This is a genomic window from Dyadobacter arcticus (assembly GCF_011762185.1).
GTDB lineage: Bacteria > Bacteroidota > Bacteroidia > Cytophagales > Spirosomataceae > Dyadobacter > Dyadobacter arcticus.
Genome location: NZ_JAASQJ010000003.1, coordinates 456,574 through 474,755 on the forward strand (window position 1 = coordinate 456,574; position 18,182 = coordinate 474,755).

Sequence of the window (18,182 nt, forward strand, 5' to 3'; positions counted from 1 at the left end):
CCGAGCAGTACATGAATGACGATTCAGGTGTCAGGCAAAATTTTATCGTCAACGACGCGCCCGCAAATACCGAGCAATTGCAGGTGCGACTTTCCGCCAAAGGTTTGAAGGTGAATGATCTCCAATCCAACGAACTGCATTTTTATACTGAAAATGAGGATGGCAGCATTGAAAAGCAATTGGTATACAATGGCCTCAAATGCTGGGATGCTGACGGAAGAAACCTGACAGCCCATCTTGGCTATCAAAATGAACAGATTTTGATCAGTGTCGATGTCAAAAATGCAACCTATCCAGTAACGATCGATCCGATTATCGCCAATGGCAATCCAGGCAATGCGAATACGGTTTTGGAAAGTAATCAGGCAAATGCACAGTTTGGTTATTCGGTGAGCAGCGCTGGTGATGTGAACGGGGACGGTTACAGCGACGTATTGGTAAGCGCCCCAATGTATGATCAGGGGCAGGCTGATGAAGGTGCGGTGTTCGTTTACCACGGCTCGTCAACCGGTATAGGCAGCATTGCTAGTTTGATTTTGGAGGGTAACCAGGCGGGCGCTTCACTTGGATGGGCAGTATCCAATGCGGGGGACATTAATAAAGATGGATACGGCGATGTGGTGGTGGGAGTGCCGTTTTACGACAATGGTCAAATTGACGAAGGGGCAGTTTTTGCCTATTATGGTTCTGCTGGTGGCCTTAATAACCAGCCCGGCAAAATCCTGGAGGGCAACCAGACAGGCGGTCAAATGGGACAGGCGTTGGCACTAGCCGGGGACGTGAATGCGGATGGATATTCGGACGTGATCATTGGTGCGTACCAATACGATAAAGGACAAATCAACGAAGGGGTCGCGGCAATTTATCACGGCTCGGCGCAGGGCATAGCTAATGCGGCAACTTCGGTGATGGAAAGTGATCAAGTAAATGCCCAGATGGGTTACTCGGTACGGGGCGCAGGGGACGTAAATGGGGACGGGTATAGTGATGTGATCGTATCAGCACCTCTATATGACAAAGGTCAGATCGACGAAGGAGTGGTGTTTGTATATCACGGCTCTGCTCTCGGAGTCAACATTAATGCCGTATCAATTTTTGAGTGTAACCAGGCCGGTGCACTACTTGGTTGGTCGGTATCAGGCGCTGGTGATGTGAATGGCGACGGTTATAGCGATGTGATCGTTGGTGCGCCCTTATACGACAATGGACAGACCAATGAGGGAGGTGTTTTTGTATATAATGGTTCAGCGGCAGGACTATCTCCTCAAATAGTGCTGAAATTGGAAAGTAACCAGGTTGGTGGACAAATGGGACATGCCCTTGCTTCGGCAGGCGATGTGAACGGCGATGGCTACGCGGATGTGGTGATCGGTGCATATCAATACGATAAAGGACAAACCAATGAAGGTGTCGGTGCAATATACCAGGGTTCTGCCCAGGGACTTGGCGGTAATGCATCTTCGGTATTAGATGGGGACCAGACAGAGGGGCGCATGAGTTTCAGTATTGCCAGTGCCGGTGATGTCAACGGGGACGGTTATAGTGATATTATCGTTGGCGCACCGATGTTTGATAAGGGGGAGAATGATGAAGGGGCGGCATTTGTGTGGCATGGGATGGCATCAGGAGTAATGTCTCTTGCTGCACATACTTTGGAAGTTAACCAGCAAAATGCGTCGTTTGGCTTTTCTACTGCTAGTGCAGGCGACGTTAATGGTGATGGCTTTGGTGACGTAGTAATCGGCGCCTTTAATTTTGATAATGGCCAAATTAATTCTGGCGCAGCATTTATTTATTACGGTTCCCCTAATGGATTAAATTTTATCCAACCTACAAAATTAGGAAGCAATGTGCCTTTTGCACATTTTGGTTCATCAGTTTCTGGTGCAGGTGACATAAATGGAGATGGTTATGGTGATGTGATTGTTGGAGCTCCTTATTATGGAAATAATGAAGAAGACGAAGGCGCGGTATATGTATTCTATGGATCAGCCTTGGGGATTAATAGTGAAGTTGCTAAAATTATAGAAAGTAATCAGAAAGGAGCTCAGTTAGGATTTTCAATTGCAGGAGCAGGCGATGTAAACGGAGATAGTTTCTCAGATATAATAGCAGGCGCAATTTGGTATAAGCATAATCAGTATAAGGAAGGAGCAGCTTTTGTTTATTTAGGTTCTCCGGATGGAATAAATATACTTAATACAATTCGAATTGAAAGTGGTCAGTCTTATTCAGAAATGGGCGCTTCAGTATCAGGTGCCGGTGATATTAATAATGATGGATTTGACGATATAGTTGTCGGTGCTATGCAATATACAAATTACGAGTCAAGTCAGATTCCCCAAGGAGCGGCCTTCGTTTTCAAAGGCTCCCCAACAGGGATTGATAAGAACACGTTTACAAAACTTAAAATGGATCAGAGCTACGCTTTTTTCGGAAATGATGTGTCGGCTGCTGGCGATGTGAATGGTGATGGATATGGCGACCTAATTGTGGGCGCATCAAAATACGAAAATCCAGAAATTGGAGAGGGTGCTGTTTTTGTTTACCATGGTTCGCCTCTGGGAGTAACATCTAATCCGTCCCTTCAGATTGAAAGCAATATTTCAAATGCAAATTTCGGGAGTTCCGTTGCAAGTATTGGCGATGCAAATGGTGATGGTTACAGTGATATTATTATCGGGTCACCAGGATTTGGAAACAATAATCAAACTGAAGAAGGTGCGGCTTACATTTATTACGGGTCTCTTTCTGGGCTTAACTTAGCGTCAAAACACATTTTAGGAGTTAACCAGAATGAAGCAGCATTTGGCTGGTCTGTTTCATCGGCAGGGGATGTAAATGGCGATGGTTTAAGTGACCTTATTGTTGGTGCCCCGTATTATTATAATGGCCAAAGTGATGAAGGTGCGGCTTTTTTCTACTACGGCAACACCGGCACCATCCTCAAAAACAACCTTCGCCTCTACAATTCCAACCTAACCACAATCATTAACCAAACCCAATCTTCCAAGCCGGATTTCGGGGCTGGGCTTTATGCGAAATCGTTTCTTGGAAATAATAGAGGCAAGCTCGTGTGGGAAACGAAACCAAAAGGACAGGGCTTTTCAAAAGGTGGCAACAACGCCATTACCAACAGTACCCAGTCCAGTGGTTCGCAGAATGCTTACACTAGTCTCGGGTTGTTGGGTACAGAGCTGAAAAATGTGATTATGAAGCAAGGGCCATCGACAAAAGTGTGTGTCAGGGTTAAGTATGATCCGACTCTCGCACTGACGGGACAAACGTATGGGCCTTGGCGTTACTTGCCAGCATATCTGGTTGGAACCAGTATTGCGCCAGTGCCGGAGGAGGCAATGGTTGAGACGATTAGGCAAAAGGTAACTTCAAAAGCTCCGTCAGATTATCAAATCAAAGTCTATCCAAATCCGGTATCCGATAGGTTGTTTGTGCATCAAAATGATTCAGAGCATATCAAAGGTTTGCAGCTTTTGACAACCATGGGAAAGTCGGTTTATAAGTCTGCAGGGGCTGCCAATGAAGTTGATGTAAAGGGTTTGCCATCTGGTGTTTATGTTCTTGTAATTACTCAATCGGACGGTTCGCAGAAATCTCAGAAAGTGGTTGTGAATAGATAGAGTACCGTAATTAGCAAATGTCAAGAAGGGCCTTTCCTAAAAAACTGCGGAGAGGCCCTTTCTTTCGTCAAAACCCGACTCACTCAACTACCAGCCTCTTCGTAATCACCTCGCCTTCAACTGAAATCTTCACAAGAAATATACCTGATGGAAGTTTGTTGGGAAAAGTAAGATGTTTGCTATTCATTAACACAAAATCTTCCTCATGTAATGTCATTCCGGCGGCAGTATAAATTGCCAGCTTACCTTGCAGATTTTTTCCTTTTGTTACTTCTATTGTGAAGTCGTTTCCGTACGATGGGTTTGGAACAAGCTTTACATCAAATGAAGATAAAAGGACATTAAGCCTTACCGAGATCATACGGGAATATTCATAGCTTCCATCCTGATCAACTTGTTTGAGCCGGTAGTAAAGCGTTTGGGAATGAAGATTGGTAGATGTGGTGTCCGCAAAGGTGTAATGCTGATTACTACTTGCATTTCCTATTGCGGGGATCTGTGAAACTTCGCGAAAAACCCGCCCATCCAGAGACCGTTCCAGCGCGAAAAATGAAGAGCGCTCTTCAAAGGTTGTTTCCCAATTCAGGTTAACCACATTGCTTTCGTCGGCCACTCCGTTGAATGAAATCAGTTTCACAGGAAGTGCCGGACTTACTTTTACATTGAAAGTATCGGCGATACAATTGAGGTTATCTCTAACAATGTAATCGGTGTCAACCGACGGAGATACTTGGATGGATTTGGTTTGAGCCCCGGTGTTCCAATTATAACTACCAATAAATGAAGCATTTAGGATAGTGCTACTTCCTGCGACCATATTAATAGACGTTCGTTGATTTACATTCTTTTCCATTGTAAACTGGTCTCGGATCACGCCATCTGCGCAAATCCACTTTGCATCCAGCCGATTTCCTTCCACTTCCAACAACATTGCCCCGCCGTTAGTAGCGTCTGAAAACGGCAGACCATCGTGGGGATACCCAGCCTGCATTCCACCCAATTGACCCGCAGATCCGGCCACGACATATACTGTTCCCTGTTTTTTAATCGTGCTTTTTACATATGGACAGGATTCTCCAATCCCATCATATTTACCGGTTGAATTACTCAAATTATGAACTTGTGCATTGAATGTATTTTCTGTTCCGTAATGCCCCTTCATTAATTTTGAACGCTCATAATCGTGGCTGTGGCCGCACAAGATCAGATCGACGCCGTAGCGTTCCAGTATCCGGATAAAATTTTCCCTGATCTTGACTAATTGGGATTCGGTATCTGAGTTATGGGACCCTTTTGTGTACGGCGGATGATGCCAGTAGGCGACAATCCAGTCTTTATTGGTATTGGCCGCAAGGTCCTGTTTGATCCAGGTTACCTGTTTTCCCAATGTATCATAAAGTCGCGTCGAGTTGTCTTCTTTTCCATAAGAATCAAGTGAAAGAAAATGGATATTACCGTAATCGAAAGAATAATAGGATTCGGTACCGGATGCAACGCCACCCGCTTCGCCCTGCTTGGGCATGGTGAAATTGTCGTAATAATCAATGTTGTGATCATTTTGCCGGGTTGCATTATCCGCATAATCATGGTTGCCAGGGGACGGATATAGGGGACTTTTTTTGAGAAAATTATCTTTATAAATATTAAAGAAATTGGCCTGATACTCCACATCCGTGCCGTTCGCATAAGCATTGTCGCCCAGTAATATGAATGCGTTCATGTAGTTGTTTCCGAGATAGCTGATGAGCTGATTTCTCGAATTCAGTTGATTTACCGAATTATTCCCGCAATCTCCCAATACGCCAATCCTGTATTTGCCAGCAGTGCCTGCCGGTGGAGGGGTTTCGAAGTAATTATTATTTCCACTCTGCAAAATGACGACCGAGGACTGAATGGAATAATAATACCTGGTTTTAGGGCTCAATCCTGTTAATTTGATTTCATGATCGGTAACCAGCGCATTGTCGGAAACGGTTTTATTTAAATTATTCGCGGCAGGACCAAAGCTAACCTTGCTGTCGCTGAGTTCGTCCGTCCGCCAGCGGATCACAATGCTCACCGGTGTGGCAGCCTGTAAATACGGGCCGCGAAGCAATGATGGGATAAAATTAGGAAGGGCCGAGACATTGCCGAGGCAAATAAGAAGTAGTGCGAAGCTGTAAAGTGTTTTCATGTAGTATCGTTTGAGATTCCAAATTGATGTATTTTTCTGGCTTCTGAATAATGAATTACCAAGGGTATGTTATCGATGAATATTCGGTAAACCGATCTCATTTTCAGTAAGCGTTTTACTTTTTCCATTGATATATTGGTCAAACCGTGAGTTCTGCGGGTTCAGTGTGCGGATGTATGCGGCAATTGCCTTGTATATCTCCGCTTTTTTAATCTTGTCGTTGGGCTTTTTATGAAAGGCATTTCGAAATGAGTTGAAATAACCTTTATCCTTATTGTTTATGCACAATTGCGACTGTATTGCCCAACTTTACCTTTTGCTGAGAAGCACCTTTGTAGCCAGGAAATGCTTTTACATTGAATGGACTGGGACTGAAAATATGTGCCGCATTGTAATTGAGGACACCGTATTCATTGGTTTCGAGATTCAATTTTTTTATTAAAACCCCCAAATGCTGTTGTAATGGCAGCGCATGACTGACCAGGAAATTCATCCGGTCAAAAGAATCAAAATCAGGATGTTCGTTGAGGTATGTGATGGATTTTGTCAGTGTGTTTCTGCTGTTTTTATAGATTCAGGATTGGCATTTTCAATCTGATGTATTGCAGTTTCAAAATCATGAATGCTGCTAACCAGTATTTTGGCATTGACTTGAAATTGGGCGATACTTTCAGATCTGATGTCAGGCATTTTGTTACGGGACGAAGCAGCTCCCAGGAAGCATATCAATGTAAACGCCAGCAGGATTGATTTATAAACACCCCTCATATCATCACTTCATATTGAATGCACGCCGTAAGAAACCGCCTAGGAAACTCGCTGCGAAAGTGAGGATAATCGAGCCGTATAAACTGAAATTTTCTAACTCTTGTTGCGCTTTACTTTCAGGTCTTTGGGTGAAAAGAAAATATCCAGCCATAATAAGGGCACATTGCATAATGGCCAGCATCCAGCCTTTCTGTGGTTCAGCGAATCCGATAGAAATGGCAGAAAAAACGGCAACAAGATAGGGAAGGTGTACGCTTTCAGCATCTTTGATTGCCGCAACCACGAGTGCACTTATGACGACTACAAGGATCGTGCTTATAAATAATCTTCTGCCCCAAAAAGTTGCTTTCATAGTTTCTCAGGTAGTATATCCGGAAAAGAAAACAATGGCGAGGTTCTCACTAAAATTAAACACTTAAAACACAAAAGCCGCTCCGGGTTACGGAACGGCCTCATATATCTATAAAATTGCTCTCAAATTAAAACCGCCATATCTGGATCAGTGCGGCTGTCCTGGGAAATAGCGGAATAACCGAGAGCAATGCGTTTTCCTGTATTTTCTGCCTTTTCAAGCAAGTTAAAAATCTTTTCCTCACCCTCCAGCCTCAATGCCTGATACAAAATGTTCCCGTAATGAAACTCCTGGGAACCTAAGCCCTTCGCCAGGGCAGCCAATTGATAACGGTCAAAAAGTTCCTTTCCTGTCATGAGGTGCAAAATTTGAATTAAATCTGGTATCCTGGGTTTGACCGAAAGATGACGGATTTAATTGGAAGGTTGCATGACCTTATATTAAATGTTGGGGCAGCGGAATATTTTTGCTCCATTCGTCGGCAACAGGGGCAAGCCGTTGTGTTGGGATAGGAATTAGTCCCGACCAGATCGGTAATTCAAGGTCCTCTTTCTCATCATTAGGCATTCCAGACCGGGTTTTGGCAACTGCTTCTTCAAATGAGAAAGCAAGCGCGGTTGTTTTTTTTACTTCACTCTCCGTCATAGGCCGCAAATATTCCCAGCTATTGGGGACAATTTTATTGGTCAGCCATTCAAAGGCAGCCTTTTTGGTTTCGATATCTTCCATTTTTTCAGCCTGGGAAAAAATCGTAACCGAACGATAATTAACGGAATGGCTGAATGCGGATTTAGCTACCACCAATTCATCCGTCAGCATGATCGAAATGCAAACCGTAATGCCTTTTTCAATTTCCCTTATAAAATGACTTCCCACCGAACCATGAATATAAATTTTGTCTTCGTAACGGACAAAAGAGGTGGGGATGGAAAACGGACGGTTATCTACCGAGTAGCTGATCGTGCAAAAAAGTGCTTCGTCCAGGATGGAGCAAATGGTTTCGTGGTCATAATGTGACCGTTTCGCCAAACGGCTTGGAATAAGATTTGGGGGATGCGTTTGCATGGCTCTTTGTTTTTCTTCAAAATTATTGGTTAATTGGACTCTAATTATGATCCAATATTTAAAATTTTAGTAGTCCAATCAAATGCAGATACTTTCTGCTTTGTTAGCGGTGGCTAAATCGGAGCGGCAGCCGGTTTACCTGCAGATTGCAAACCAATTGATGACGCTTATCAAAGATGGTACGCTTCAACCGGGTTATCGGTTGCTGAGTACGAGGCAATTGGCTTCATCGATTAAGGTACACAGAAGAATGGTTGTTCAGGCTTACGACGAGCTTTTAGCGCAAGGCTGGCTGGAAAGCCACACCGGAAATGGAACATTTGTCGCTAACAATCTTCCCGCAATAAGAAGGCAAGGCCCTGAAAACCAAGTGAAGGCTGACAGTGCTTTGAAAAAAGCAGGGTTCAGTTTTGAGAAATCGCAGCACTTAAACCGGGCTGTTTTAAAGTCCGGTACCAGACTGCATCTTGATGATGGATTCCCGGACCCCCGACTGGCGCCGGTGGAGGAACTTTCCAGGGCTTACCGAAGCCAGTTGCTGCATGGAAATCCTTATATAAGGCTGGGTTATGGTGATACCAAGGGTGCAGCATGGCTCAGGCAGGAACTGGCATCTCACCTCAACGAAACGAGAGGTTTGAAAATCACAGCAGATAACGTACTGATTGTCAGGGGCGTCATTATGGGAATCCATTTAGTGAGCACGGGCCTTTTAAAGCCGGGTGACCATGTTGCTGTGGACTCTCCCGGCTGGTTCGGGGCCAATATGAATTTTATACGGGCAGGCGCACACATAGCCCAGATTCCTGTGGATGAGCATGGGATGATTGTTGATGAACTTGAAAAACTTTGCCAGCAGCAACCCGTCAGGCTCGTCTATGTCACTTCGCACCATCATTATCCTACTACCGTTGCACTTCGTGCCGACAGGCGCATCAGTCTGCTGAAACTGGCCGAGAAATATGGTTTCATCATATTCGAGGATGATTACGATTATGATTTCCATTATCTGAGTAAGCCTTTATTGCCAGTCGCGGGTGCTGACAAAGCCGGAATGGTGTTGTATTGCGGATCGTTTAGCAAGACCATTTCGCCCGCATTCAGGGTCGGTTATCTTGTCGGTCCGGAAGATGCGATCACGCATCTTGCCCTTTTCAGACGCATTATTGACCGACAAGGGGATCAAATGTTGGAAAATGCAATCGCTGAATTATTGCAGACGGGCGTGGTACAAAGGCATTTGCGTAAATCTGTTCGGGTTTATAAGCAGCGGCGGGATGTTTTTTGTGACCTGTTAAAAACGCAATTGGGAGATAAAGTCGAATTTGAAATCCCGGATGGCGGTATGGCGGTTTGGGCCCGGTTCGATCCGAGCATTGACATAGAGAAGCTGGCTGCCAGGGCGTTACAGAAAGATTTATACTTTTCGGACGGTAGTTTGCTTAAACGGCCCGGGGAAGGGAAGGACTCCATACGATTAGGATTTGCTTCTTCGGATTTGAGCGAACTGGAAGAAAGTGTAGGCATCATTAAAGATTTGTTGTGAGATTTGTGCCCGCGAAAGCGAATTTCTTATGATTCAAAAAGTTTTTAATAGTTACCGTCTTTCATTTAGTGGTTTAAGCCGCGAAACCTGGTTGTTAAGCTTGGTCGTACTTGTTAACCGGTGTGGATATATGGCCGTGCCATTCATGAGTATGTACATTACCCAAAATCTGCATCGCAGCATTGCCGACGCGGGGTTAATGATCACGCTTTTTGGGGTTGGCTCTGTTTTCGGCGCAATGGCGGGAGGCTATTTTACGGATAAGTGGGGTTTTCGTCCGGTCCAAATTTTCAGTCTCATCCTGAGCGGCATTTTTTTCGTGCTTTTTGGTTTGGTAAATAATTTCATGGGACTTTGTGCACTCATTATTGTGCTCAGTTTTTTTGTAGAAGCATTCAAGCCGGCCAACTCCACAGCCATTGCAGCTTATTCCTCACCAGCCAATCTGACCAGGTCGTATGCACTTAACCGGTTAGCTACAAACGTTGGCTTTGGATTCGGTACATCCGTCGGCGGGATTCTGGCTTCCATCAATTATCATTTGCTGTTCTGGGTCGATGGCGTCATTTATGTGGCTGCGGGATTGCTGATCCTGGGGTTATTATCGAAAGGACGAATGATCAGACAGAGTTCAATGAATGTCACAGAGGAAGTCGTTGGAATGTCGCCGTGGAGAGATGCTTTTTTTGTGAAATTCCTGTCTATGGTGACAGTCTATATGGTTTGCTTTATCCTTCTTTTCAGGCTGGCGCCTGTTTATTGGAAGGAAGTAATGCGGATAGGGGAGTCTACCATCGGTATTTTGCTGGGTATGAACGGGTTGATTATTGCGGTTTTCGAAATGGTCCTGCTACAAAGGCTGGCAAACCGACGCCCCAATTCATTTTATATTGTTTCCGGAGTGGTTTTTTGCGGTCTGGCTTTTATGGCATTGGTACTGCCGCTAGGATTTCCGATTGTCCTTGCTGGTGCAGCAGTGCTGCTTTTCACGATTGGCGAAATGCTGGCGATACCTTATATCAGCACATTTGTGATGAACCGGGCCAGTGAATTGAACAGGGGAAAGTATTCGGCGGCTTATTCCGTTTCTCAATCCGTCGCGCAAATCATTGGCCCGGCTGTTGGAGGTTACCTGGCAGCAAAATGGAGCTACGATTTGCTTTGGCTTTCTCTGGTTATTTTAAGCTTTGCCTGTGCTGCCGGGTTCCGGATGCTATTCAGACGTAATGTCGGGCTGGGATAATTCAGTTGCTTCATTTTCGTCGGATCCAAGCGCTTTTTCAAGTTGCTCTGTCAGGCTTTTGACCCGCTCTTCTTCCGCGTCCAGCGCTTTTCTCTGTAATTCGATCAGGTCATCCTTTTTGACCATGATATAATTTTCTCTCGGCTCTTCAAACATGGGTGCTTCGCCAACAAGCTGGGCCACAGTGGTATTAAGAACTTCCGCCAGTTTTCTAACTTCTGAGAGGGAAGGATCATGCCTGCCGGTTTCCCAATGCGAGATAGTTTGCTTACTTGCCTTCTCAATATTTTTGGCAAGTGTTTCCTGATTCCATCCCATCAGTTCGCGATATTTTCTTATTCTTTGGCCTGTGATTGACATCGTGTGTAGTTAAAAACTAGTTATATTTGATTTTGTTAAAACTAAACTATATATTTGTATAGAGTAGTTTCCGTAATACGCAAATTACAAAAAACATGCACACTTATCCAATTCATATATGCGAGAGCTACATGCACGAGTATCAGAGTACGGCGGGTTATCTATCCAGGAACGCCTTCTAGTCAGGTTTATCCGTTCAAGAAAAATTGTAGGAAAAAACTGGCGCAGTGTCCTGGCTGAGAAAGACCCATTTTTTAATACCAAACTTGGGCAAGATTACCTTACCTCAGTTGCACAGGCTGTTTCCGATAGCAGCCGTGGCAATGTCGATCGCATTGAACGTGTGACGATCGCGCTAGAAAAAGCGGCAGGACTTTCATCCGTTCCAATTGTTTAGCGCGATGAAATACTTCTCCGATTTCGCATTGTTCATCACGGGTGAGGGAGCAGTGCGGCTATTCGCCAGTTTTGGAAATGTTTTCCTGCTATTTATCGTCTTCTTTTTAATCTGTATGGTGATTAAATTCATGCATCAGGATTAAAACGATTATTAGAATGGGCTGATTCCGGTTTCCAGACCGTCAAGGCTTTTTATGTTTTTCTGTTCCCAGTATTCCCTGATCCCGTGGTCGCCTTTTTTGTGCGCCCATTTGTTCAGTTCATCACGTTCATGGTTATAATCCATGAAAGGAACGGCCATTCCGCAGGAGGTCTGAACGGTATGAACGGCGATATCAATGAGCTGCCTGGCGCCTTCGAGTTTCGGGAAAAGTGAAATGTAATCGTTCCAGGCTTCGTCTCTTGGATGATAAGCCTTTCCTTGTCCGTACAACCTCAGAATGAGGGGTTTGCCTTCAAATGCACAGAACATGACGGTAATCCGGTCGTTCTCAAGTAAATGTGCGGCGGTTTCGTTTCCGCTGCCAGTCACATTAAGCCACATCACCCGGTTCGGACTAAGGATTCTAAAAGAGTCCATTCCTTTGGGAGATAGGTTTATTGTTCCAGCGCTGGCGGCAGTAGCGACAAAATAGATTTTTTGCGCCTCCATAAAAAGTTGAAGTTCTGGCGTGATTGATCCGATTCTCTTGCTCATTTTGTTTTTTGAATAATGGCTCCTAAATTTTTTTTCCCTGGATCCGGAATGCGTTGAGTATTGCCAGTAGCGCAACACCGACGTCGGCAAAAACGGCTTCCCAAAGGGTTGCAATGCCGCCTGCGCCAAGTATCATTACGGCCAGTTTGACGCCCATTGCGAGGGAAATGTTTTGGTATACAATGGACCGGGTGATTTTACCGGCGTTAATGGCTGACACAATTTTGGATGGCTGGTCGTTTTGAATGACGATGTCTGCTGTTTCGATGGTCGCATCGGAGCCGAGGGCGCCCATCGCAATGCCGGCGTCGGCCAGGGCAATCACGGGCGCATCGTTAACACCGTCACCGACGAAGGCAATTCGTTTGCCTTCGTCTTTTAATTTTTGGACCAGATTTACCTTATCTTCAGGCAGCAAGTTGCCATAACTTTTGGTAATGTTTAGCTGCTTTGCAACCTGAGAAACGACTTCGGTTTTATCCCCGGATAGCATGATGGTTTCTATTCCCATGTTTTTGAGGTCAGTAACAACCTGAGCAGCATCTTCTTTCACCTCGTCGGCAATGGTAATGTAACCTGCAAACTGTTCATTTACACTTACTGCTACGATGGTTTCGGGAATTTCGGATAATGATGCGGGATAACCGATGTCGAATTTTTCGAGCAGTTTAAGATTACCCGCAAGCATTCTTTTTCCATGTACAATGCCTTTTAATCCGTGTCCGGAAATTTCTTCAACTTCTTGTGGCTTTGCTAATGTTAATTCCTGGGCGTGTCCAACGACTGCTTTAGCAACCGGGTGCGTTGAGTAACTTTCCAGCGATGCGGTTAATGTCAGAAATTCATTGGGTTCCAAACTGGTTTCGACTTTCTGCACTTTGAAAACGCCTTTGGTAAGGGTTCCCGTTTTATCTGAAACAACTGTGTCGATTTTTGTCATCACGTCTAGAAAATTCGCTCCTTTGATCAGGATACCGTTTCTGGACGCCAATCCGATCCCGCCGAAATAACCCAAGGGTATAGAGATCGTTAAGGCGCATGGACAGGCTATAACCAGGAAAACCATCCCGCGGTAAAGCCATTGATTAAAATCGTAATGTTCAACGAACAGCATTGGACCGAGGATGATCAGAACGGCCAACAAGAAAACGATTGGGGTATAAATCTTAGCCAGTTTGCTGATCATCAGCTGTGTAGGAGCTTTGCGGGCCGTCGCTTCCTGCACCATTTCAAGGATCCTGGAAAGTTTTGAATCTTTAAACAATGATCTTACCTCAATTTCAACCGTTTTCTCGGTGTTGATCATTCCTGCAAGTACGGCCTCATGCTGCTTGATCTCGTCGGGACGGGATTCGCCCGTTAATGCCGCGGTATTGAAGGTTCCCGATAAGGATGTTAATACGCCATCCAATGCAACTTTTTCACCTGCTTTTACCAAAATAGTTTCCCCAATCTGAACCAACGCAGGGGCGATCTGAATGTCCTGATGGTCGCGGATTACTGTCACACTTTCGGGACGCACGTCCAGTAATGCTTTGATGGATCGTTTGGAACGGCTCACGGCCAGGTCCTGGAACAATTCGCCGATCTCATAAAAAATCATCACTGCCACACCTTCACTAAATTCACCGATGTAAAATGCGCCGAAAGTGGCGATTGTCATTAATGTAAATTCGTTGAAAAAGTCACCGCGACTGGCTTTTCTGAATGCCATTGCGATGGTTTTATTGCCAGCCAACAGGTAAGCCGCGACCATCCATGCGATTTCGAGGTATAGGTTAACCTCAATTTTTGATATAAAAGTGGCAATCAAAAATGCCGCCAGAATGCCTAGGCTAAGCCAGAGCATCCATTTGCTTCTCAAAATTCCTGCTTCACCCTCTGAGCCATGGTCATGCGCGTGGTCGTCGTGATCGTGATTGTCGTGATCATGATCTTGACTATGTTTGTGATTTTCTTTTAGGGAATGGTTGTGAGCATGTGCAGCGTGCGTTGCTTCTCCATGGGAGCAGCAGTCATCAACTTTGGGAGCGGTTTTCCTTTTATCTTCCATTTTATAAATCAAGATTCAACATGCACAAATGTAACCCACAATAGCGTGCAACAGGGTTACAAGTGCTGAAAATCAATTACTTGCAATGATGTTGCAAGGAGTATCCCTGAGGTCAGATTACCAATAGAAATTTATTTTTCACAAAAATGGTTTAAAAGATCTGTGAGTTGTTATAACATTATTATAACTTTATTGCTATGCTAGTACGTGTTAGACGGATTGGAAATTCCCAGGGAGTAATTCTATCCAAAACAATGATGGACCAATGTGATATCAAGGATATGGTGAATGTAGAAGTGAAGGGAAATGCTATTGTTATTGAACCGGTAACTCACAAACCACGGGAAGGTTGGGCAAAACAATTTCAGATAGCTGGGCCCGATTCAAATGAAGATCTGATGGGCAATATTTCCAATGAATTTGATGATTCAGACTGGACATGGTAGTAAAGCGATTTGAAATTTACTATGTCAACTTGAATCCCATCGTGGGAAGTGAGATTAAAAAGATACGACCTTGTTTAGTTATATCTCCGGATGACGTCAACAAATTTATCAACACAGTCATTGTTGCTCCGCTTACTTCCACATTCAAAAGTTATCCCACCAGAATAAATTGCCAGGTTGATGGGAAAGCCGGGCAAATAGCCATCGACCAAATGCGTGCGGTAGATAAGGTTCGACTTATTAAAAAGATCGGCATACTTGATGAGGAAACATCGGGAACTGTTTTGAAAGTCATAAATGAATTTTTCGCTTAAAAAAAATTTCACGAATTATCATCCCATTAGCCATGAATAAAGAATTGTTGATAATCCTGTACACAAGGGATTTAAAGAAACTTCGTGTTGAAATCGAGGCTTACCCAAGTGAGGAGTCTTTATGGGTGCAGTTGCCGGGAACCATTAACCCGGGCGGAAACCTCGGACAGCATTTGGTAGGTAACCTCAGAACTTACATTGGTCTTACCCTCGGCAGCATCGCGTATGTACGTAACCGTGATGCAGAGTTTGCAGAACGTGTTTTTTCTAAATCCCAATTATTGGAAGAAATAGATTTACTGCTAAAAATTATTCCAGAAACACTTGGCGACCTAACTGACCAGGATTTGGGACAAGAATATCCAAGAGAAGTACTGGACATGTTTACCGAGCAGCGCACTGATCTGATCCTGCCTCATTTACTTGCGCACCTGTCATATCATACAGGACAAATCAATTATCACAGAAGGTGGATTTCCAAAGCTTCAAAAGAAATGTAATTTTACGGCAACATAATTACTTCATCACATGCACACACTCCGGAATTGTTTATTGTTAATGCTCGTAGGCGTAAACTTCCTGAATTGTAGTTCCGGTGAGTCCCTTTTGACAATCAATGAAATTTTCGGTTACAGTAAAGACGCCAAGGATCACATTATTTTTCTCAATTTCAAGATCACGGAACTGGGACCGGGCAAAAATGAAAGAGTTCGCCTGGTCAAAGCTGCTTCGGGTGCCGGCCGGACAAAGAATCTAAATGCGCCGGTCCATTCTCCTCACTATATTGAAGTAGTTCCACGATACAAAACCGGCCGTATAGAGGTCGGGATGGCTTTTGAACATCCGTTGTACAGATCTGTGGAAGTTCCGGGCCACGATGGTACGATCATCAAGCAATCTGTTATTGCAAAAGAAGGGATTCTCCATGTACGATTTCAGGAAGACAGGAACATGGATCGGATCGAGTTATATAGCATTACCCCCGATCGCGGATCAGTCAAAATTTATACACTTAATCTGAAACCATGAAAAAAATATTTACCACACTATTTTTTCTGTATTCTATTTGCGGAAGCTTCGCCCAGACATTTCCTGTTGATACTATTTATAAAACAGGCTCGCAAGACAATCGCATTAATGTGGTCATTCTAGGGGACGGATTTACAGAGGCCGAAATGCCGAAATTCAAGGCTGAGGCGGCAAAGTTTGCGGATTTCTTTCTGTCCTATGCGCCTTATGATATCTACAAAAGCTATTTCAATTTCTTTTCCATATCAACCCCATCCAAAGAAAGCGGCGCAGACAATCCTGGAACCGCCCCTGATGTTTATAAGGATCAGCCAATTGGGGATAAGAACACGTTTTACAATGCAACTTTTGGATCATCCATCCACAGATTGGTAACCATAGATTATACAATGGTTTTCAATGTACTGTCAACCAACCTTCCGCAGTACGACCTGGCAGTCGTTTTGGTTAATACAAAATTTTACGGCGGTTCCGGCGGATCCATCGCTGTGCATACTTTGCACGAGCTGGCCGACCTGATTGGCGCACACGAAATCGGGCACACTTTTGCGCATTTGAATGACGAATACTGGGCAGGTGTGGGTTATGGATGGGAGTCGCCCAATATGTCTGCGGACAACAATCCGGCAACGATCCGATGGCGGAATTGGCTCAATTCCAATGGTATAGGCATTCATAAACATGGGACAGATTCGGAGGCGTCCAAATGGTTCAAGCCAACTGAGAGCTCGTGCCTGATGCAATTATTAAATCAGCAATTTTGCGCAGTTTGCCGGGAGGCGACTACCGAGATGATTTTGTCACTGGTCAATCCGGTTGAAAGGGTGGAGCCTGATGCAGAGGGAATTATCGCGGTGGGAACAGGAAAAGAATTTAAGCTGGACCTTGTCAAGCCAGAGCCTAACTCCCTTCACGTGGAATGGATGCTCAACAACAAGCCTTTTGCCAGCGGACCAGATCATGTTACCGTTACGGGTGATGATGTCGGGGATTATGCAACACTTACCGCAACAGTTTTTGACTCGACGCTCCTTAGTCGCAGAGATAGCACCAGGGAACAGCGGTCCTGGAAGACCGAATGGAATCTGGAATCAAATGCTCCGAAAGTTTTCAGGGTGCGACCATCGGCAGATAGTGTTTGTGTAGGGCGGGAGGTAAGATTAACAGCCACAGGTTGCCCTGGTGCCGTAAGCTGGTCAACCGGTGAGAATGGCAATAGCATTACTTTCAGGCCTAGCCAGACTTCAACGTACGAAGCAACATGTAAGGTCGAAGGGAAAAAAGATTCAATAATCAAATCAACAATTAGCGTACTTCCACCTCCGGATGCAACAGCGTCCAATACGGGTCCTTATTTTGTAGGATCTACTATTGAAGTAAACGGAAAAGGCGGCATTGGTTACAGCTGGAAGGGGCCAGGAGATTTCAGTGCTCATACGCAGATTGCGTTAATTCCCAATGCAACGATTAGCCAGGCAGGACAATATGAAGTTACTGTCACGGATCTTAACGGCTGTTCGGCAATCGCGACCACGGAGGTAAAGGTGGATCCAATTTTGGCAGTAGTAAATGAGCCCAATGAATGGGTGCAGGTGTCACCAAATCCCGCGAAGGAATATGTAAAGGTAAAGACAAAGCTCCCGGGCGAGTCAGCCTTTACTATTTATGATATGACCGGCAAAAAGCGTGCGGTAACATTATTTGAAAAGGAGACAGAGATAAAGCTGGATTTTCCGATTGGCATGTATCTGTATCGATTTACAAACGGTAAAAAGGAGGTTTCGGGAAAAATACTGGTTAATCGTTAGCTGATTTTGGCTTGCGGCCGACTTTCGTCCGGTTTCGGATCTTGTCAGGGCGCGGCCTGATTTCTTTATCCTGAAAATATAGCTTCAAGGATTCTAAAATGATGTCTTTTTGCGTCAGGCCCTCCCAATAACCATAATCTTTCATGTTTTCCATCGAAATGTAATCACAATCAAAGGTTACCTTGGTGGGCGCTCCATCCTGGATATCTCCTGGTTTGGTAGCTGGCTCATCCTCTACATCGGTAACCAGGGGCAGGGGTGCAAATTCAAACTTCCTTTCCTTCGCCATAG

The 18,182-nt window shown here is 44.7% G+C and carries 21 protein-coding genes; 10 read left to right on the top strand and 11 right to left on the bottom strand.

The window, feature by feature from the left end; translation table 11 throughout:
* Nucleotides 1-11 precede the first annotated feature (11 nt).
* A complete protein-coding gene (locus FHS68_RS15430) occupies nt 12-3,638 on the top strand; it encodes an FG-GAP-like repeat-containing protein (protein WP_167271679.1) in 3,627 nt (1,208 codons plus the stop codon).
* Nucleotides 3,639-3,717: 79 nt separating this feature from the next.
* On the opposite strand, the gene FHS68_RS15435 is transcribed toward FHS68_RS15430, so the two are convergent.
* From FHS68_RS15435 to FHS68_RS15465, 7 genes are all read right to left on the bottom strand, one after another.
* Entirely contained in the window at nt 3,718-5,811 is a 2,094-nt protein-coding gene (locus FHS68_RS15435; protein ID WP_167271681.1) for a metallophosphoesterase, read from the bottom strand.
* Nucleotides 5,812-5,880: 69 nt separating this feature from the next.
* On the bottom strand, nt 5,881-6,099 hold the full coding sequence (locus tag FHS68_RS26780; protein WP_167271683.1) for a cytochrome c peroxidase: 219 nt from the start codon (nt 6,097-6,099) through the stop codon (nt 5,881-5,883).
* Nucleotides 6,083-6,304: a hypothetical protein gene (locus FHS68_RS15445; RefSeq protein ID WP_167271685.1), complete on the bottom strand. Its 222-nt coding sequence runs from the start codon at nt 6,302-6,304 to the stop codon at nt 6,083-6,085. Before FHS68_RS15445 ends, FHS68_RS26780 begins: the two co-directional genes overlap by 17 nt.
* A 53-nt stretch (nt 6,305-6,357) precedes the next feature.
* The gene (locus FHS68_RS15450) at nt 6,358-6,579 is read right to left on the bottom strand and encodes a hypothetical protein (protein WP_167271687.1); all 222 of its coding nucleotides are present in this window, start codon (nt 6,577-6,579) and stop codon (nt 6,358-6,360) included.
* Between the two features lie 4 nt (nt 6,580-6,583).
* Nucleotides 6,584-6,931: a hypothetical protein gene (locus FHS68_RS15455; protein WP_167271689.1), complete on the bottom strand. Its 348-nt coding sequence runs from the start codon at nt 6,929-6,931 to the stop codon at nt 6,584-6,586.
* Nucleotides 6,932-7,053: 122 nt separating this feature from the next.
* On the bottom strand, nt 7,054-7,287 hold the full coding sequence (locus FHS68_RS15460) for a hypothetical protein (RefSeq protein ID WP_208408325.1): 234 nt from the start codon (nt 7,285-7,287) through the stop codon (nt 7,054-7,056).
* A gap of 79 nt (nt 7,288-7,366) precedes the next feature.
* A complete protein-coding gene (locus tag FHS68_RS15465) occupies nt 7,367-7,996 on the bottom strand; it encodes a pyridoxamine 5'-phosphate oxidase family protein (protein WP_167271691.1) in 630 nt (209 codons plus the stop codon).
* Nucleotides 7,997-8,078: 82 nt separating this feature from the next.
* Between FHS68_RS15465 and pdxR the strand changes: the two genes are divergently transcribed.
* Both pdxR and FHS68_RS15475 read left to right on the top strand, forming a co-directional pair.
* Nucleotides 8,079-9,542 (top strand): MocR-like pyridoxine biosynthesis transcription factor PdxR, encoded by a 1,464-nt coding sequence (gene pdxR / locus FHS68_RS15470; protein WP_167271693.1) that lies wholly within the window; start codon nt 8,079-8,081, stop codon nt 9,540-9,542.
* 28 nt (nt 9,543-9,570) lie between these two features.
* Nucleotides 9,571-10,785: an MFS transporter gene (locus tag FHS68_RS15475; protein ID WP_167271695.1), complete on the top strand. Its 1,215-nt coding sequence runs from the start codon at nt 9,571-9,573 to the stop codon at nt 10,783-10,785.
* Here FHS68_RS15475 and FHS68_RS15480 read toward each other — a convergent pair.
* Nucleotides 10,756-11,145, bottom strand: coding sequence for a helix-turn-helix transcriptional regulator (locus FHS68_RS15480; protein WP_167271696.1), 390 nt, complete (start codon nt 11,143-11,145; stop codon nt 10,756-10,758). The two genes, FHS68_RS15475 and FHS68_RS15480, sit on opposite strands and share 30 nt — an antisense overlap.
* Before the next feature lie 118 nt (nt 11,146-11,263).
* On the opposite strand from FHS68_RS15480, the gene FHS68_RS15485 reads away from it, so the two are divergent.
* Nucleotides 11,264-11,542 (top strand): hypothetical protein, encoded by a 279-nt coding sequence (locus tag FHS68_RS15485; RefSeq protein ID WP_167271698.1) that lies wholly within the window; start codon nt 11,264-11,266, stop codon nt 11,540-11,542.
* A gap of 4 nt (nt 11,543-11,546) precedes the next feature.
* Entirely contained in the window at nt 11,547-11,687 is a 141-nt protein-coding gene (locus FHS68_RS15490; RefSeq protein ID WP_167271700.1) for a hypothetical protein, read from the top strand.
* Nucleotides 11,688-11,695: 8 nt separating this feature from the next.
* On the opposite strand, the gene FHS68_RS15495 is transcribed toward FHS68_RS15490, so the two are convergent.
* Together FHS68_RS15495 and FHS68_RS15500 are read right to left on the bottom strand one after the other, a co-directional pair.
* A complete protein-coding gene (locus FHS68_RS15495) occupies nt 11,696-12,241 on the bottom strand; it encodes a pyridoxamine 5'-phosphate oxidase family protein (RefSeq protein WP_167271702.1) in 546 nt (181 codons plus the stop codon).
* Between the two features lie 22 nt (nt 12,242-12,263).
* On the bottom strand, nt 12,264-14,294 hold the full coding sequence (locus FHS68_RS15500) for a heavy metal translocating P-type ATPase (protein ID WP_167271704.1): 2,031 nt from the start codon (nt 14,292-14,294) through the stop codon (nt 12,264-12,266).
* Between the two features lie 197 nt (nt 14,295-14,491).
* Here FHS68_RS15500 and FHS68_RS15505 point away from each other — a divergent pair, with 197 nt between their 5' ends.
* The 5 genes from FHS68_RS15505 to FHS68_RS15525 are packed head-to-tail and all read left to right on the top strand — an operon-like array spanning nt 14,492 to nt 17,891.
* Nucleotides 14,492-14,740: an AbrB/MazE/SpoVT family DNA-binding domain-containing protein gene (locus FHS68_RS15505; RefSeq protein WP_167271706.1), complete on the top strand. Its 249-nt coding sequence runs from the start codon at nt 14,492-14,494 to the stop codon at nt 14,738-14,740.
* Nucleotides 14,734-15,054 carry a type II toxin-antitoxin system PemK/MazF family toxin gene (locus FHS68_RS15510; protein WP_208408326.1) on the top strand — a complete coding sequence of 107 codons (321 nt, stop codon included), beginning with the start codon at nt 14,734-14,736 and terminating at the stop codon, nt 15,052-15,054. The genes FHS68_RS15505 and FHS68_RS15510 overlap by 7 nt, the downstream gene beginning before the upstream one ends.
* Before the next feature lie 32 nt (nt 15,055-15,086).
* Complete coding sequence (locus tag FHS68_RS15515; protein WP_167271708.1) at nt 15,087-15,554, top strand: DUF1572 family protein; 468 nt, start codon at nt 15,087-15,089, stop codon at nt 15,552-15,554.
* A 28-nt stretch (nt 15,555-15,582) separates the two neighbouring features.
* On the top strand, nt 15,583-16,083 hold the full coding sequence (locus FHS68_RS15520) for a hypothetical protein (RefSeq protein ID WP_167271709.1): 501 nt from the start codon (nt 15,583-15,585) through the stop codon (nt 16,081-16,083).
* Nucleotides 16,080-17,891, top strand: a complete 1,812-nt coding sequence (locus FHS68_RS15525; protein ID WP_167271711.1) for a M64 family metallopeptidase — start codon at nt 16,080-16,082, stop codon at nt 17,889-17,891. The genes FHS68_RS15520 and FHS68_RS15525 overlap by 4 nt, the downstream gene beginning before the upstream one ends.
* On the opposite strand, the gene FHS68_RS15530 is transcribed toward FHS68_RS15525, so the two are convergent.
* On the bottom strand, nt 17,881-18,180 hold the full coding sequence (locus tag FHS68_RS15530; protein ID WP_167271713.1) for a hypothetical protein: 300 nt from the start codon (nt 18,178-18,180) through the stop codon (nt 17,881-17,883). The genes FHS68_RS15525 and FHS68_RS15530 overlap by 11 nt on opposite strands.
* Nucleotides 18,181-18,182: the final 2 nt, after the last annotated feature.

Excerpts from the sequence above, each read along its gene's own strand:
- FHS68_RS15430 (WP_167271679.1), top strand. The coding sequence starts at position 12 with ATGAATGACGATTCAGGTGTCAGGCAAAATTTTATCGTCAACGACGCG.
- FHS68_RS15435 (WP_167271681.1), bottom strand. The coding sequence starts at position 5,811 with ATGAAAACACTTTACAGCTTCGCACTACTTCTTATTTGCCTCGGCAAT.
- FHS68_RS15445 (WP_167271685.1), bottom strand. The coding sequence starts at position 6,304 with ATGAATTTCCTGGTCAGTCATGCGCTGCCATTACAACAGCATTTGGGG.
- FHS68_RS15450 (WP_167271687.1), bottom strand. The coding sequence starts at position 6,579 with ATGAGGGGTGTTTATAAATCAATCCTGCTGGCGTTTACATTGATATGC.
- FHS68_RS15455 (WP_167271689.1), bottom strand. The coding sequence starts at position 6,931 with ATGAAAGCAACTTTTTGGGGCAGAAGATTATTTATAAGCACGATCCTT.
- FHS68_RS15460 (WP_208408325.1), bottom strand. The coding sequence starts at position 7,287 with ATGACAGGAAAGGAACTTTTTGACCGTTATCAATTGGCTGCCCTGGCG.
- FHS68_RS15465 (WP_167271691.1), bottom strand. The coding sequence starts at position 7,996 with ATGCAAACGCATCCCCCAAATCTTATTCCAAGCCGTTTGGCGAAACGG.
- pdxR (WP_167271693.1), top strand. The coding sequence starts at position 8,079 with ATGCAGATACTTTCTGCTTTGTTAGCGGTGGCTAAATCGGAGCGGCAG.
- FHS68_RS15475 (WP_167271695.1), top strand. The coding sequence starts at position 9,571 with ATGATTCAAAAAGTTTTTAATAGTTACCGTCTTTCATTTAGTGGTTTA.
- FHS68_RS15480 (WP_167271696.1), bottom strand. The coding sequence starts at position 11,145 with ATGTCAATCACAGGCCAAAGAATAAGAAAATATCGCGAACTGATGGGA.
- FHS68_RS15485 (WP_167271698.1), top strand. The coding sequence starts at position 11,264 with ATGCGAGAGCTACATGCACGAGTATCAGAGTACGGCGGGTTATCTATC.
- FHS68_RS15490 (WP_167271700.1), top strand. The coding sequence starts at position 11,547 with ATGAAATACTTCTCCGATTTCGCATTGTTCATCACGGGTGAGGGAGCA.
- FHS68_RS15495 (WP_167271702.1), bottom strand. The coding sequence starts at position 12,241 with ATGAGCAAGAGAATCGGATCAATCACGCCAGAACTTCAACTTTTTATG.
- FHS68_RS15500 (WP_167271704.1), bottom strand. The coding sequence starts at position 14,294 with ATGGAAGATAAAAGGAAAACCGCTCCCAAAGTTGATGACTGCTGCTCC.
- FHS68_RS15505 (WP_167271706.1), top strand. The coding sequence starts at position 14,492 with ATGCTAGTACGTGTTAGACGGATTGGAAATTCCCAGGGAGTAATTCTA.
- FHS68_RS15510 (WP_208408326.1), top strand. The coding sequence starts at position 14,734 with ATGGTAGTAAAGCGATTTGAAATTTACTATGTCAACTTGAATCCCATC.
- FHS68_RS15515 (WP_167271708.1), top strand. The coding sequence starts at position 15,087 with ATGAATAAAGAATTGTTGATAATCCTGTACACAAGGGATTTAAAGAAA.
- FHS68_RS15520 (WP_167271709.1), top strand. The coding sequence starts at position 15,583 with ATGCACACACTCCGGAATTGTTTATTGTTAATGCTCGTAGGCGTAAAC.
- FHS68_RS15525 (WP_167271711.1), top strand. The coding sequence starts at position 16,080 with ATGAAAAAAATATTTACCACACTATTTTTTCTGTATTCTATTTGCGGA.
- FHS68_RS15530 (WP_167271713.1), bottom strand. The coding sequence starts at position 18,180 with ATGGCGAAGGAAAGGAAGTTTGAATTTGCACCCCTGCCCCTGGTTACC.